Annotated in this window: 13 protein-coding genes; 2 read left to right on the forward strand and 11 right to left on the reverse strand. The window is 44.7% G+C overall.

Translation table 11 applies throughout. From position 1 onward, the window contains the following. Nucleotides 1–156: 156 nt before the first annotated feature. From ACYFDN_RS14680 to ACYFDN_RS14710, 7 genes are all read right to left on the reverse strand, one after another. Entirely contained in the window at nucleotides 157–1,017 is an 861-nt protein-coding gene (locus tag ACYFDN_RS14680) for a helix-turn-helix domain-containing protein (RefSeq protein ID WP_483511723.1), read from the reverse strand. 97 nt (nucleotides 1,018–1,114) lie between these two features. Then, a complete protein-coding gene (locus tag ACYFDN_RS14685) occupies nucleotides 1,115–1,936 on the reverse strand; it encodes a GNAT family N-acetyltransferase (RefSeq protein WP_483511724.1) in 822 nt (273 codons plus the stop codon). Between the two features lie 295 nt (nucleotides 1,937–2,231). Then, complete coding sequence (locus ACYFDN_RS14690; RefSeq protein ID WP_483511725.1) at nucleotides 2,232–2,507, reverse strand: putative quinol monooxygenase; 276 nt, start codon at nucleotides 2,505–2,507, stop codon at nucleotides 2,232–2,234. A gap of 149 nt (nucleotides 2,508–2,656) precedes the next feature. Continuing rightward, nucleotides 2,657–4,489, reverse strand: a complete 1,833-nt coding sequence (gene glmS, locus ACYFDN_RS14695) for a glutamine--fructose-6-phosphate transaminase (isomerizing) (RefSeq protein ID WP_016400192.1) — start codon at nucleotides 4,487–4,489, stop codon at nucleotides 2,657–2,659. Nucleotides 4,490–4,511: 22 nt separating this feature from the next. Next, nucleotides 4,512–5,276, reverse strand: coding sequence for a DeoR/GlpR family DNA-binding transcription regulator (locus ACYFDN_RS14700; RefSeq protein ID WP_152785165.1), 765 nt, complete (start codon nucleotides 5,274–5,276; stop codon nucleotides 4,512–4,514). 77 nt (nucleotides 5,277–5,353) lie between these two features. Beyond that, nucleotides 5,354–6,214: a sterol desaturase family protein gene (locus ACYFDN_RS14705; protein WP_483511727.1), complete on the reverse strand. Its 861-nt coding sequence runs from the start codon at nucleotides 6,212–6,214 to the stop codon at nucleotides 5,354–5,356. Between the two features lie 17 nt (nucleotides 6,215–6,231). Beyond that, entirely contained in the window at nucleotides 6,232–7,275 is a 1,044-nt protein-coding gene (locus tag ACYFDN_RS14710) for a DUF2804 domain-containing protein (protein ID WP_483511728.1), read from the reverse strand. Between the two features lie 359 nt (nucleotides 7,276–7,634). On the opposite strand from ACYFDN_RS14710, the gene ACYFDN_RS14715 reads away from it, so the two are divergent. After that, nucleotides 7,635–8,993: an MFS transporter gene (locus ACYFDN_RS14715; RefSeq protein WP_406609940.1), complete on the forward strand. Its 1,359-nt coding sequence runs from the start codon at nucleotides 7,635–7,637 to the stop codon at nucleotides 8,991–8,993. 130 nt (nucleotides 8,994–9,123) lie between these two features. Further along, nucleotides 9,124–9,318, forward strand: a complete 195-nt coding sequence (locus ACYFDN_RS14720) for a hypothetical protein (protein ID WP_152785159.1) — start codon at nucleotides 9,124–9,126, stop codon at nucleotides 9,316–9,318. A gap of 58 nt (nucleotides 9,319–9,376) precedes the next feature. Here ACYFDN_RS14720 and ACYFDN_RS14725 read toward each other — a convergent pair whose 3' ends face one another. The 4 genes from ACYFDN_RS14725 to ACYFDN_RS14740 form a co-directional block, all read right to left on the reverse strand. Continuing rightward, nucleotides 9,377–9,874, reverse strand: a complete 498-nt coding sequence (locus ACYFDN_RS14725) for a YehS family protein (protein WP_016400198.1) — start codon at nucleotides 9,872–9,874, stop codon at nucleotides 9,377–9,379. A 392-nt stretch (nucleotides 9,875–10,266) separates the two neighbouring features. Beyond that, entirely contained in the window at nucleotides 10,267–12,984 is a 2,718-nt protein-coding gene (locus ACYFDN_RS14730) for a hypothetical protein (protein WP_483511729.1), read from the reverse strand. Between the two features lie 250 nt (nucleotides 12,985–13,234). Beyond that, nucleotides 13,235–14,239 carry an ABC transporter substrate-binding protein gene (locus ACYFDN_RS14735; RefSeq protein WP_152785157.1) on the reverse strand — a complete coding sequence of 335 codons (1,005 nt, stop codon included), beginning with the start codon at nucleotides 14,237–14,239 and terminating at the stop codon, nucleotides 13,235–13,237. 71 nt (nucleotides 14,240–14,310) lie between these two features. After that, complete coding sequence (locus ACYFDN_RS14740) at nucleotides 14,311–15,282, reverse strand: glutathione S-transferase family protein (RefSeq protein ID WP_472589605.1); 972 nt, start codon at nucleotides 15,280–15,282, stop codon at nucleotides 14,311–14,313. Between the last annotated feature and the right edge of the window lie 8 nt (nucleotides 15,283–15,290).

Here is a 15,290-nt window from a genome sequence, read left to right on the forward strand (position 1 = left end):
TATTGAGAACAACTGTTAGATTGAGTTTAGGTAAAGCCTGAGGGTTAATAAAGCAGGTGTTGCAAGCCATTAAACTAGGCTAAGGAAACGCAGCTTGGGATACAACAAAATTGGCTCCCTCACCAAGCGATGTAAAGTAACTCAGTTCCTTATTATTTATTCCTTTTGTTCAGAACTAGCAGCAGAACTCACCCCACCATAAACATCAATGGTTAAGCCACGCTCTTTTTCATAGTTTTTTGGCGTAAAGCCTAACTGCTTTTTGAGATGTCGAATCAAATGAGGTTGGTCGCTAAAGCCAAACCTAAACGCGATATCTACCCAATCTAGCTCTGCTGATTCACGCTGGTATACATACTCCAACATCGCCTCCAAGCGATTCATCGATTGGCATTGTTTAAGCGTTAGCCCAGTTACCCGCTGAAAGCTTCTCTCCAAGGTTCGCTGCGAGCAGTAAAGTTGCTCACCTAGATCTGAAATTGCGCTTTTATCCAGATATTGCAGGGCTTTACGGGTAATTTTACTGTGCTGATCCTCATTGCTCCCTGCTAGCCATGACTCAAGCAGAGAATCTAAGTGTTTACCGCATCGTTCTGCATTATCTCGCGCCAATTCAATCAATGCGTTCTCATCTATACCTAGCTGTTTGAACAACCTTGAGTCTTTAACAGGCTCCACCTTATCAAGTGCCAGCGGATGAGCAGTGAAATGAGGCGCACTATATAGCGCACCAACATGAAACTTTACTCCAAGGTGAACAAAGGGTTTTGAGTGATCTAACGCCAAGGTTTGTTGGTGTGGATACAAGCAATGACTGCCTTCACCCACAGCGATACCTGGGTTTAGATCGTAATGATACGTTTGGCTCGGCGGGGAAATGATTAAATGCGCCGAAGGATCTGGATTCAGTTTAGGATACTGGTAAGCAGTAGAGTCTGGCGTTTTTTCGATTAACCAATAGCATTCAACATATTTAGCAACAATTAACGACTGTGGTGGCTGTAACCAATGAATCATGCCGCTCTCCGCCTATTTTAAAGGGCTCACAACAATATAAGCTTGGTAGCCACATATCACAAATACCCTTACTAACTACCTGCAAGGGTTTGTTGGTTTACTGTTGGTCAAACTCAATTTGAATAATACGGTTTAGCGGTGTTAAGCCTGCCCGTTTAATTGCTTTTTGTGCCCCAGTATTAACACGTTCGGTGGAGCACATAGGGCTTAAACCGCGCTCATTAGCAATCGTAACCAAGCTGCTAAGTACTTGGGTAGCAATACCTTTTCCACGCTGAGATTGAGCAACAATCATACCTAAGTCAGCGTAATCAGTTTGGTATTCATCAAACAAACGACACTCACCCGTTGCCAGTAATTCGCCTTCAAGCCAGTAACCAAACAGCTCATTACGCTTGATTAAGTTGCCAAAGTATCCGCTCAACCACTGCTCTGGAGCACCAATATTGCTTGCTGCAAATTCAACAAACTGATCAAGTTGCTCTGGCTGAGCCAATGTGAGCTTAAGCGCGCTCTGATTACTCATGGTGCCTCGCTGCACTTGCTGATACATCAGCGCATTCACGGTAAATGCCGACGAGTTGTCAAAGCAAAGCGACAAGTATTGAGGCTCTGCAGTACTCACAAATGCGCCTTTTACTTCACCAATTACTGCACTATTTTGCTCCGCAATTAAGGTAAATAGCTCTTTAGCATCGCTGTTAGCGTTTGGTGCTAAATAGAACTGCAGCATATAGCCTTCGCCATTAATGCAACAGTAGCCTACTAATGCCTCATGCTCATAAAACGCAAAATGAGCAGCCATAGGCGCAAAGCCAAAGTGCCACATACCATCGAGCGGAGCCGTTGATTGAGCAAAATAATCTTGCTTTAGTTTGCTAAGTTGTTGTTGGTTTTCAACTGGTTTAATTTCTAACATCGTTTTTGCCTAACGTCTGCTGATATACATGAAAGCCGTAATCCATTTCCTAAGAAATGTCTCGCTTTCGGATGCCACAAATATTAGTCATTACGGCAGAGTTAAGATTGAAAAAAAACGACAGTTTCATGGCCAGTTACCTACCTTAGGCACGAATGGACATTTGAAAAGGAGCGGATAATAAGCCAGAGCAGCTTGCGCTATTTATAATAACTCTAACCTCTTTTATTCAAACTTTGGGCGAAGCGAAACCGGCACGCGTTGCGCAGGCGCTCCTAAATACTTGGTTACGTTTCTACTCTACCATCTGATAATGCCGTTCAACATTTACTGTCACTTTACCCCAGTGAGATGCTTTCACTCTGGCTTGATGGTGCTCAAATGCAGACTTATCTCGAAACTCTTCGTAAACATCAAAGCGAAGTGGATTTTCCAAGCTTTCAGTAACATCAAACCTAATACAACCAGGCTCTTCCAAGCTAAGGCGCTTGTGATTTACCAACTCACTTTTAACGATTTCAAGCTCCGATTCAGGAACGATGATGAAGCCTTTCAATGTTACTTTTGGCATAAATTCCTTATTACGCATCAACCACTACTCACGTTAATGACAACCACGCTAACTCGCTCGAAACGTTCAAACTTGATTGTTCACCCCATACAAAAAAGCCCTGCTAGCATTAACATAGCGGGGCTTTTTTAAGCTCAGTTTAAGTAGCTTTACTCAACCGTTACCGATTTAGCTAAGTTCCTAGGTTGGTCTACGTCGGTGCCTTTAATCAGGGCTACGTGGTAAGACAACAACTGCATTGGCAAGGTGTACACGATAGGTGCAATTAGCTCATCGACATGTGGAACATTAATCACGCGCATGGTTTCGTCGCTTTCAAACTTCGCGTCTTTATCGGCGAATACATACAAGATACCGCCACGAGCACGAACTTCTTCAACGTTTGATTTAAGCTTTTCTAACAATTCGTTGTTAGGCGCCACCACAATAATTGGCATTTCTGCGTCAATTAGCGCGAGTGGGCCATGCTTTAACTCGCCCGCGGCGTAAGCTTCGGCGTGAATGTAAGAAATCTCTTTTAGCTTAAGCGCACCTTCCATGGCAATTGGGTATTGAGTACCGCGACCAAGGAATAAACTGTGGTGCTTGTCGGCAAAATCTTCGGCTAGCTCTTCAATGGCACCATCTAGCGTTAATGCTTGTTCAATTTTGGCCGGTAGCGATTGCAGTGCACCCACAATGCGCGCCTCCAAGTCTGCTGATACATCTTTGTTACGACCAATCGCCGCTACCAGCATTAATAATCCAGCAAGCTGAACCGTGAAGGCTTTGGTTGAAGCAACGCCAATTTCGGTGCCGGCTTTCATCAAATAAGCCATGTCTGATTCACGCACTAAAGATGAACCATCAACATTACAAATGGTTAAGCTAGAGGTGTAGCCTTGTTCTTTAGCTAAGCGCAATGCTGCCAGCGTATCGGCCGTTTCACCACTTTGCGAAAGGGTAACCAGCAAGCTGTTTTTAGGCGTAAATGACCTGCGATAACGAAACTCTGAGGCAATCTCTACGTTACATGGAATACCGGCCAATTCTTCAAACCAGTAGCGCGCTACCATGCCTGAGTTGTAAGAAGTACCACAAGCAATAATTTGCACATGCTCAATGGTAGGTAGAATCTCAGCAGCTTTAGGACCAAAAGCACTGTCTAGCACTTTGCCTGCTTGTAAGCGACCTTCTAAAGTACGTTGAATCGCAATTGGCTGCTCGTAAGTTTCTTTTAACATGTAGTGGCGATATTGGCCTTTATCTCCGGCATCGTGTGATGCAGTAGACTCACTAATTTCGCGCTCTACCGGCTCGCCATTCTCATCAAAAATACTTACGCCTTGGCGAGTAACTTCGGCTACGTCACCTTCTTCTAAGAAGGCAAAACGGCGAGTTACCGGTAGTAATGCTAGTTGGTCAGATGCAATGAAGTTTTCACCAACACCGTAACCAATAACCAGTGGGCTGCCAGAGCGTGCTACCACTAAACGGCTTGGATCGCGTTTATCGGCGATCACCATGCCGTAGGCACCTTCTAACTCGGCTACTGCCGATTGCACCGCTTCTACCAAACTTTGGTGATGTTTAATCTTGTGTTCAACCAAGTGAACAATCACTTCGGTGTCGGTATCTGAGGCAAAGGTGTAACCTTTGGCAATAAGCTGCTCACGAAGCTCGGCGTGATTTTCAATGATACCATTGTGCACAACAGCAATGGTTTCACATGAAACATGTGGGTGAGCATTACGCTCACTAGGCTCACCGTGGGTGGCCCAACGGGTATGTGCAATACCGGTGCCGCCAAGTACAGGGTTGCCTTCTAAGGCATCGGCGAGTTCTTGCACTTTACCTAAGCGGCGCACTCGACTTAATTCGCCATCGGCAGTGATAGTTGCCACACCCGATGAGTCGTAACCACGGTATTCTAGGCGGCGTAGTCCCTCAACCAAAATATCTGCTACATCACGCTGAGCTACCGCTCCTACAATTCCACACATAGTTATTTCCTTGTCGATAAAGTTATTGGGCTATTACCACATTAACGCCCTGAGCACGGATTTGCTCAGCCACGCTAGGCTCTAGCTGATTGTCTGTTACTAAAGTTGAGATCTTCGACCATGCCAACTCTAGGTTATGAATTTTTCTGCCAATTTTATTGGACTCGGCCAGTACCACGACTTCGCGGGCGACCTCGGCCATTACTTGGCTTAAACCGACTAATTCATTAAAGGTAGTCGATCCTCGCGCTACATCGATGCCATCTGCGCCAATAAACAATTGGTCGAAGTCGTAAGCACGTAATACTTGCTCGGCCACTTGGCCCTGAAACGCTTCTGAATGAGTGTCCCAGGTGCCACCGGTCATCAAAAGTGTCGGCTCGTTTTCTAATTCTCGTAAGGCGCCAGCAATGCTCAAAGAATTCGTCATTACCACCAAACCTTCTTTTTCTGAAAGCTCTGGCAGTAGCGCAGCGGTAGTGCTGCCACTGTCGATAATTATTCGATTATGATCACGAATTAAGCCTGCAGCAGACTGGGCAATCGCCTGTTTTTGCTTGGATACTTGCTCGTCGTGCGGTTCGTTTATCAATTCTTTAGGAATAGGCACTGCACCGCCATAACGTCTTAGTAACAAGCCGTTAGCTTCTAGACTAGCTAAATCCTTTCGAATCGTAACTTCTGAGGTTTCAAAAGCGTGAGCAAGTTCATCAACCTTCACTTCGCCGAGGTCGGCGAGGCGATCTAAGATAAGGCGACGGCGCTGCTGAGTGTTTCGTTTGATCATAATGCCATTAGCTAAGTTTCGAATCGAAACTTATTATAGTTAAGCGAAACTTAAGATCAAGCCGAGTTGTTAAAAAATTACTCTTTGCTTTGTTTGGCCGGTGGCGCAAACAATAAACGCCAGCGTTGAGCGATGCTTAAGCCCGGCGCACTGGCTTGGATAAACATGCAGCGCCACTCGCTAAAAGTAACTACGATGGGGTTAAAACTGTTCACTGGCTGTGTAATGCCGTAGTCAACGGTTTCAAGTTCTGGCTCAAAACTGCCAAACAGCCTGTCCCAGATAATTAGAACTCCCGCATAGTTTTTATCTATATATTGCGGGTTGCGCCCATGGTGTACGCGGTGATGAGATGGAGTGTTAAATATCCATTCCAAGGGGCCCAACTTCTTAACTGCTTGAGTATGAACAAAAAACTGTAAACCCAAGTTAAGCAGTACAACAAACACTACCCAATGCGGCGCAAACCCAATAATTACCAGCGGTAACCAAAATAGCCACATTCCGGCTAGTGGGTACATTAAGCTTTGGCGAAAGGCGGTGCTAAAATTCATATTCTCGGAACTATGGTGAACCACATGGGCCGCCCACATCCAACGTACTCGATGGCTAGCGCGGTGGAACCAGTAATAACAAAAATCCTGAGCGATAAATAAGCCAACAAAACTTAGCGCTGTCATATTTATATCGAACAGCCGCCAGCCAAACAGGCTTAAGTATATTTGGCTAACCAGCAAACCCATTAAAATATCACTGAGTTGATGCATGCCCGCCAACACCAGATTACACAACAACTCTTTAGGCTGATACTGAGCCGACAATGGCAGCTTTTGCCGCACATTTCCCCAATACCACTCTAGCCCCATACACAACAAAAACAGCGGTGCTAAAGCCATTAACAAGTATTCGGGGTGAGCGATTAACATAGCAAAATCCATTTACTTTCCTTATATCGCTACCAACGAGCAAAGTGATCTTCGGTTAAGCCTAATACGTCTTGTAGTTGGTGTGTTTGGCCATGTTGGCATACTAGTGTGCCGCTAAAATGCCCCATATATTGCCGAAAGTTGCTCTTAAGCAACCACAGGTTTAAACGTTCTTGGCGGCAATTTAAGGGAGTAAACCTAAGATTTACTCGACCGTCGGCTGAGTAAATGTGCCAAGGCTGATGTGGCTTGCTAGTTTCACTTGCTAGGCTGCGTTTAAAGCTAAAATGCACCGGGTCAAGCAAGTGCTTCTCTCCATCAATCCATAAGGCATTTTCATTACAGCCGGTTTCGTTTACCCCTGCGGCGAGGTTTAAGCCAATGCAGGTCTGGTTTAAACGAGCAGAAAAGCTGGCCCAGCGCCAAGAGGTTTCTCGGCGCATATAGCCCGCCGAGAAATCATAAGCGCCTAAAGCTGTCGCTAAATTCTGTGTTTTACCGTTTACCAACAAATGGCCAGCCACCGGTAAAGCATTTTGCTTTTGGGTATAAGTCCAACCGGAATAGCCAGTAGGGCCGCACATGGCCATGCATTGTTGCTGATTGGCTGGAGTTATTGTTAACTCGGCTTCTAAAAACGGTGTGTTGGCGCGGATGTGCCATTGCCCCTCAACTATTTGAATCTGTAGTGAATGTTTACCTTTTAGATAAGCCAAACTATTTACCGGGCTTGGCTGGGTGCCGTAACCCATGCCACAAGGCTTAAGCCAGGTGTGCTCTTGCAAGGTTTGGCTAGGGATATGAAACACGTAACAAAAGCCACTGCCCAGGTAGCGAATATCTGCCAAGGCAAAGCCCAAAATGTATTCATCGCAATTAATGCTCACAAACTGAAACTGCTTGTAATGAAAATGCTTTGCCCAAAACGACGCAGGTTTGTCCATCACATTGGTATATACAAAATTTGCCAAACCCAACTGGCTAACCGGACCGTTAAAGTGACCAAAGCTAAGTTCTCCATTCGCCGCGATTAAGCTATTAGGAGCTGAGATTAGTTGTTGGGAGTTTCGCATTTACCAAACCTTTAACGGTTACATTTTATTAACATTTATTAGCTAAACAGAGTTTGAGTAAATATTCTAAAAAGGAGTGGTTGCTTTGTGAGCCAGCTTGCAAGAAAACAGCAGATACCGAGCAAATGCCGTGATAAGCCTCTAAGTAGAAGCCCAAACCCAGAATATTGATTCGAAAAGCCAATAAAAATTAGCTAAAAACACCTAAAAATGTGATTTTGAAAACACTTTCAACCATTAACGTGACACAGATCACTTAATTTTTGTGGATTAAATCACCTTTTGTATTCACAATCTCGGCAACTTTCGAACCGTCTGGTTAGACCAGATAAAAACCCTTCTCACCATTAGGTAAGTCCATGAATACAAACAAACCAAAATTACACTTTTGGCAAATCTGGAACATGAGTTTCGGTTTCCTAGGTATTCAATTTGGCTTTGGTTTACAAAATGCCAACGTAAGTCGAATCTTTGAAACCCTAGGCGCTAGCATCGATCAAATCCCAATTTTGTGGCTAGCTGCGCCAGTAACAGGATTACTTATTCAACCGATTATCGGTTATATGAGTGATAGAACATGGAATGGTTTAGGTCGTCGTCGCCCCTACTTTTTAGCTGGCGCGATCATGTCTTCTCTCGCATTAATCATTATGCCTAACTCGCCTTATCTTTGGATGGCAGCAGGCATGTTGTGGATACTTGATGCCTCGATTAACGTTTCAATGGAACCGTTTCGCGCTTTAGTTGCTGATAACCTTCCTTCAGAACAGCGCACTCAAGGCTTTGCGGTGCAAACCTTCTTTATTGGTGTGGGTTCAGTAATTGCCTCTGCCATGCCGTATGTACTGGCGAACTGGTTCGGCATTGCCAACACTGCCCCAGAAGGGGTTATTCCGCCATCGGTTAAAATCTCATTTTATGCTGGTGCCGTGGTATTTTTTGGTGCTGTTTTATGGACCGTTCTCAAAACCAAAGAATACAGCCCAGAAGAAATGGAGCGCTTTGAAGGCGCAGAGCCAGAACAAGATCAAGAAACGCGCGAAGGCTTTGCCGAAGTTTGGGCCGATGTGAAGAAAATGCCTACAACCATGCGCCAATTAGCCGTAGTGCAGTTCTTCTCATGGTTTGCTCTATTTGCCATGTGGATCTACACCACCTCGGCGGTAACTAGCAGCGTTTACGGCGCCACCGATACCTCTTCAGCCCTTTATAACGAAGGTGCAGACTGGGTAGGCTTATGTTTTGCCATGTATAACGGTGTTAGTGCTTTGGCTGCCTTTGCGCTACCTTGGTTAGCTGCACGCAGCAGTCGAAAAGTAGTGCACGCCCTATGTTTAACCTTGGGCGGCGTAAGCTTAGCCGGCATGTACTTTATTAACGATCCAAAAATGTTAATGCTTAACATGGTAGGTATTGGTTTTGCCTGGGCGAGTATTTTATGTATGCCTTACGCCATTTTAGCGGGTTCTTTACCTAGCAAAAAAATGGGCTTTTTTATGGGCGTATTTAACTTCTTTATTGTTATTCCACAAATTTTGGCGGCCGGTATCTTAGGTTACTTCACCCGCGAATTCTTTGGTGGCGACTCAATGATGGCCTTGGTATTAGGTGGTGCATCTATGGTAGTAGCGGCTTTGGTTACCTTAACCGTAACCGACCGAGACGACCCACAATTAGCTAACCAAGACACCGAGCTAAATCAAGCACAAACCGCATAAACAAACTGTCTATGCCAAAAAGGGTGAGCCAAGGCTCGCCCTTTTTATTGGCAAAAATCACCAATAGGTCGATCGAAACGTCTTATGGCAACGTTATATAAGCTGAACCTTTGAACGAGGAGTCAGCACCATGAGCCAGCATATTTTCAAAGTAGGCATGCGTTGTATTTACGACAACGGTGAAGCCCTAATAGACACCTTAGATGAAAGAAACAATGTCGCATTGGTTCGCGACCAGCATACCGGCAACTTGCATACCCGCGCCTACCACGACCTATTTCCCGATGATGAGCAGTTTCATAGCGAAAGCGATACTTACTACTAAGCCAATATTTACTCACAAAAAAGCCGAGCTAAGCTCGGCTTTTTTATTTATCTGAAGACTACTCTTCGTCCCACTCAAAATCAGGGGCTTCGTCTGGATTAGCGCGGTATTTAAGCTGCATACCGTGTAAGAAGTTACGCATGATTTGATCTTTACACAGGCGGTAATGCTTATGATCGGGTTTGCGGAAAAAAGCACTTAATTCATGTTTGCTTAGCTGAAAACCGGTTAGCCCTAGTACCTCTAACATATCTTCTGCTTTCAGGTTTAAAGCGATCTTTAACTTCATCAAAATGAGATTATTGTTAAGGCGCTTTTCTGGCTCGGGTTGCGGGCCTTCGCGCTTACCGCGTTTTTCGTTAATTAAGCCGTTAAGAAAAATCGCTAGGGTTTTATCATTCAAATTGCGATAAGCGGCGTCATCATCTTTTTTCAACCAATCACTCACTTCTGCGCGGCTCACTGTTAACTCAGCTTGCGCAAAAATGGCAATCATCTTGTTATCGTTAAAATTAAAACAGTAGCGAAGACGACGAAGAATATCGTTATTAGTCATGGATAGATCCCAAATAAAGTAAACCTACAGCCAACAGGCTGAAAAACCAGCAGGATTCTACGCTATCCGGCGGCAAGTAGATAGCGCCCCAGCCGCTTATTTAACCTGAACTTGGGATAAGGAAGTGAGGATTACTCCGCAACCTAGTACCTAATCTAGCTTAATGTTTCTGGCGAGATAGTTTTGCTTAGTTCAAGGCGAAGCTGCGCGCCAATAGCTAGCCTATTGCAAGTAGCTTCAACACCGAAATAAGTAAAAGTAGCCGCTAGAAACCGGCTTGTTATCCAGAGCTCAGGTTATCTATTGAGCGTAGTCAAAGCCGCTGGAAGCTGCCTTTTCTAAACCAATAAAAAACGGCCTTTATGGCCGTTTTTTATTAACAAGCTGCTACCTTATGGTAAAGCAGGTACATCGCTGGCTCTAATAAGTGTCCGTATATCGGTCCACACTTCTCCTTCATCTTCACTCATGTATGGAAAGTCTTCAGCCCAAGTACTTTGTTGCGCAAAGATCTTAAGCGCCATTTCAACTCCATCGGTGGCAATGATGGTAGTGGTTTCTTCTACAGTTAAGCCAAATAGAGCCTCAGCATTCAGGCGTAAGTTTAGTTCTCCGTCCTCACTCACCTGCCATTCCATTGGTACACTAAACTCTTCAACCAGTTCGCGAAGTTCACCATTGTACCAACCGGCATTACTACTCTCTGTATCTCCGAAGATATAGTAAGACTCTTCATCATCATCAGTTGCTGCCAAGGCATTGCCCATTAAGGAGTCTGCGCTAAATTTAGCACTTCGACCACCAATCGTTTCAATGCACTCTGATACTGCATCTAGGTAGTCGCTGAACACTTTTTCGGTGCCTTCAAACGGCACTTCATTCTCATCATCCCAGTCAGAATCACCAGAGGTACAATACTCAACACCTGCGTTACGCTCTACCACTTTGCCTTTGTAATACCATGCTTCGGTGCCTATATCAGCTTCATTGGAAAATACTGCTACCGACACTTCATCCACTTGGTCAAACGTTTCTACTAACACCAATAAATCGTAGTCGTTTTCACTGTAACTCAACTTAATAAAATCTTGATCGGTAATGCTGTAACTCAGCTCACCACTGAGTAAACCCGCCTTGTAGAAATTGACAGTTCCATCTTGATTAAACTCGTAAGCTCGGGTTGTTCCATCGCTCCCTCTAACCCGAACGATACGCCCAGCATATAAAATGGGGGAAACTTGTTGCGCCGAAATATAGTCACAAGTATTAAAGAAGCTCCCAAACTGTTGTTCGGTAAACGTTTCTTCTATCTGTTCAACATCACAAGTGTCTCGGTCAAGCGCTGCCGCCATCTCTTCAATGGCTTGCTGATTAAACAAATAAAAGTTAGGCATTCCAGCTGTTTCTACATTACCTCGACGAACCAAGCCCTCTGCTACAGTATAAAAAATCTCTAAGTCATCAATATCAGCACCAAAAGCAACTAAGGCGATTGGTAAGCTAACTCTAACTAACTCTTGCCCGTGAACCGTTTGCAAAGACCAAGTAGTGCTAAAAGCGAGCTTTTCTGTAGTTTGATCGTTATGGAAAATCTTATAGAAGTTAACGGTATTAGCTTCATCCTGTACGAACTCGGCTAAAACACTGGTATTACCCTCTTGGGTAGGCGTCATCCACACACCTTGCATGCCATAATCATTGGCTTCAGCAGGTTCTGCAGAAAACAGCGCTGAGATCTCCGTTGGAGCACTTTCTTCTGCACCGCCTCCCATATTGCGATAAATACGGTTACAGAATTCGTCTTCTTGATTATCACAGCCCCAGTTGAAAATGCGGTAGCGATCTTCTGTTAAAGTTTCTGAGCCAAGGTAAGCTGTTGCACCGTCACTGAAGGTTGCATTACTTGGAATTAACAACAGTAAGTCACTAGCATCTTCAGTTGCCGCAAAGGCTCGAATAGGGCTATCCGCTAGGTCTATTTGCTTTAAGGAGATGTCACGGTCTAGGCTAGTATCAGATTGCAGGCCAGCGTTAGTTATAACAGCTGCGCTCTCTGTAGCGCTGCGGAACAAAGGCATGTCAAAGTCTTCTAACCAACCTTCACTACCCAGTATCCAGCGATCTACTTCATACTGGCTGCTATCTGTATTGTCGATAGTGTTTGAATAATTATCATCTGGCGTAGTTAAGTCTAGCGCTTCATCACTATTCACATTCCATAGATAAATCTGCTCTGAAGTAGTTAAACCGTCAAAGCTTACTTTACCAGCCTCAAACTCTAAGTCGCCATCAAACTTTTCAGCATAAACCCACCACACACCTTGTTGAAGCACTTCGGCTACATTGGTGTCGGCAGCTTCTGTTTCAGTTTCAATGCGATCAACAACATTATCGGCAAGCTCTAGAATCGCCGGGTCTTCCAAAATGTCTTCTAACGTAAAATCATTGCCAGAATCAATAATTGCTTGATTGATTTCTTCACGTACTTCCTCAATCACACTGGCCACTAATTGTTGGGCAATGTCTACATTGCTGGCCAGCTCATCACCAGACGGCACTGCCGAGGCAAACTCCCCCCAGTCGGAGGCAGAGGTACTGGCAGCGGCAATTTGTTCCACCACTGCACGGTAGGCGGCTGTTGAGCTTAAATCTACTTGGAATTCCTCTGAAGTAGTTGGCGCAAACAAGTTATCGCTAGGTAGTGGCTGATTAAGCTGCAGGGCTGGTGTTCCATCAAGGTCAATCAGTACAACACAATCTAAACGCTCACCACCTGGTAAAGTAATCACATAAGTGCCATCAGGCTCTCTAGACCACTGGTCATCGGCTAGCTCTACCGTTTCAATCACATTGCCGTCTGCATCAATAATCGCTACCGCAAAGTTGTCTTTTTCTAAGTTATCAACACTGTCTGCATAGGCCTTAGAGAATAAACTAAATCCGCCAGTGCTTACTGTCACTAAACTGGGTGGGGCATCTACGCTAATAGAAAATGCGGTGGTTGGACCGGGCGCAGGAGCAGGATCTGGTGTACCAGAATCACTTGAGCCACCACAGGCATAAAGCAAACTAGTAGTACATAAAACAGCTAATGTGCTGAGTCTTCTCATAGTTAAGTTCCTTTTTTACTATTTGAGCAATGGATGTAAAGAGTATTCACATTGATAAAGTATCTTGCTTGTAAATACTGAAACCACATAACAAGCAATGGATAAGCTAACCACTTAGCCTCTCGTTAACATAACGCACAAAAATTAAACATAATATCAAATAACAACTAACGCAAACTGAACAAATGGTCAGAGTTAACTATCTCTGATTTTTTATTCCAATAGCTAAACTAATTGTGAAGCAACGGGCTTATTCAACAAAGTTGGCTTTATTGGCCATTTTTCTCGGTAAGGTCATTTGATGGCGCTCTAACTCGCTGCGGCTAAACAAATACCGGCCTTTTTCAGCGGTTTTAGGCCCAAGGGTGTGTGGCTCTACATCGGTCGTTAATATTGTATGGGCCAACTCGCCGGCAATGCGTCCTTGCTCGTAACCAAACAGTACTAAGCCGCCAATGGTTTTATCTTTGCCCACGGCAAAATCCCAAAAGCCGAAAGGAGGCAGCGGTGTATGCTGCGACGACCACTTCAATACTTCATTTGCATCTACATATTTGTTTCGCTCGTCTCTCAAGGTGTGATAAAGGCCAAAGGCTATTGCATCAAAGCCTTCATCTTTTGCAGTAATAACCGCTTGCTGCCATGTGTCCCAACGGCTAATTAATCGCAACTCTACATCAACTCCAGACACTCGCAATTGCGTATCGCCGCCAAACATCTCCTGCAGTACCGTTTTAGCGGTGGTGCCGTCATCAAACAGAATAAGCATGCGATTTAAGTCATTCGGAAATAACGGCTTAATGCTAGAGATTGAGCGCTTGATTAAGGGTCGCTCTAAAACACCGGTAATATTGTGCCGCTGATGAACGTGATAACGGCGAGGATTATTATTAATGCCTAAATACACCACCGGCACCAAGGTTTTGGCAAACCGCGAACCGAGGTACTTTAGCGCATTATCGTCACCTAAAATAACTAGATCGGGTTTTACATCTAAGTAGCGCTGCCAAGCTAACTCGCCACGACTGCGGTGACGGGTAACCGGAAGCCGCTTAGTATCCATTTGAAAATAAGTGAGTTGATAATGTTCGCCAAGTACCGACTCTAAGCCTTCTATGTAACTTTTATCCCATGCATATTCTTGGTGATAACTTTCTATCACCAGAATCTTTTGCTTGGCGAGAGCCCCAGCGGGCGCTAGCAGCAACAAAAACACACAGAAAAATCGACCTAAAATGCTCACCAACTGTCTCATTCGTAAACGCTTTGGCTAAGTATAGTCAATGCCCTTTTAAGGCACTGACTATTCACTAGATCTTGCTCAACTTAGCCACGATTATGAGGCTTATCTAATTGTAAGATAGGACCAACAGGCACTACTCCAGTGGGGTTAATCGTACTGTGGCTTTCATAGTAGTGCCGCTTGATATGGTCAAAATGAATGGTATCTGCAACCCCTTCAATTTGATAAAGCTCGCGCATGTAGCCATCAATATTTGGGTAATCAACTATTCGCTTTAAGTTGCACTTAAAATGCCCCACATACACCGCATCAAAACGAATCAAGGTGGTGAATAAGCGCCAATCTGCCTCGGTGAGTTGTTCGCCCAATAAATAGCGATTGTTTGACAAAGTTTGCTCTAAAAAATCTAAGCTCTCAAACAAGGGGAATACGGCTTCTTCGTAGGCTTCTTGGCTAGTTGCAAAACCCGCTTTATACACACCATTGTTAACGGTGTCGTAAATACGCTGATTAACAGCATCAATCTCTTCGCGTAGCGCTTCTGGGTAGTAGTCACCTTGCTTGGCACCAAGATCATCAAAGGCTGAATTGAACATACGGATGATGTCGGCAGACTCGTTAGACACTATGGTCTGCTGTTGCTTGTCCCATAAAATTGGCACCGTCACTCGACCAGAGTAGTTAGCATCAGCTGCGGTATACACTTGATGTAACAGCTCGGCGCTGTTAATCGGATCGGCAACCACACCTTCGCCAGGCGCGAATGTCCAACCGTGTTCGCCCATAAACCAATGCACCACCGAGTAATCAATCATCTCTTCCAAGCCTTTAAGCTTGCGAAATATCATGGTGCGGTTGGCCCAAGGGCAAGCATGGGAAACATAAAGGTGATAGCGCCCAGATTCAGCTTTAAACCCGGCTTTACCGCTTGGTCCGGCGCTACCGTCGGCAGTTACCCAATTACGAAACTGCGATTCGCTACGCACAAAACGGCCTTTGCTTTGTTTAGTGTCGTACCACTTGTCTTGCCATTTTCCATCAACTAATAATCCCACGGTTGCGC

Source organism: Agarivorans sp. D1326 (genome assembly GCF_056958115.1).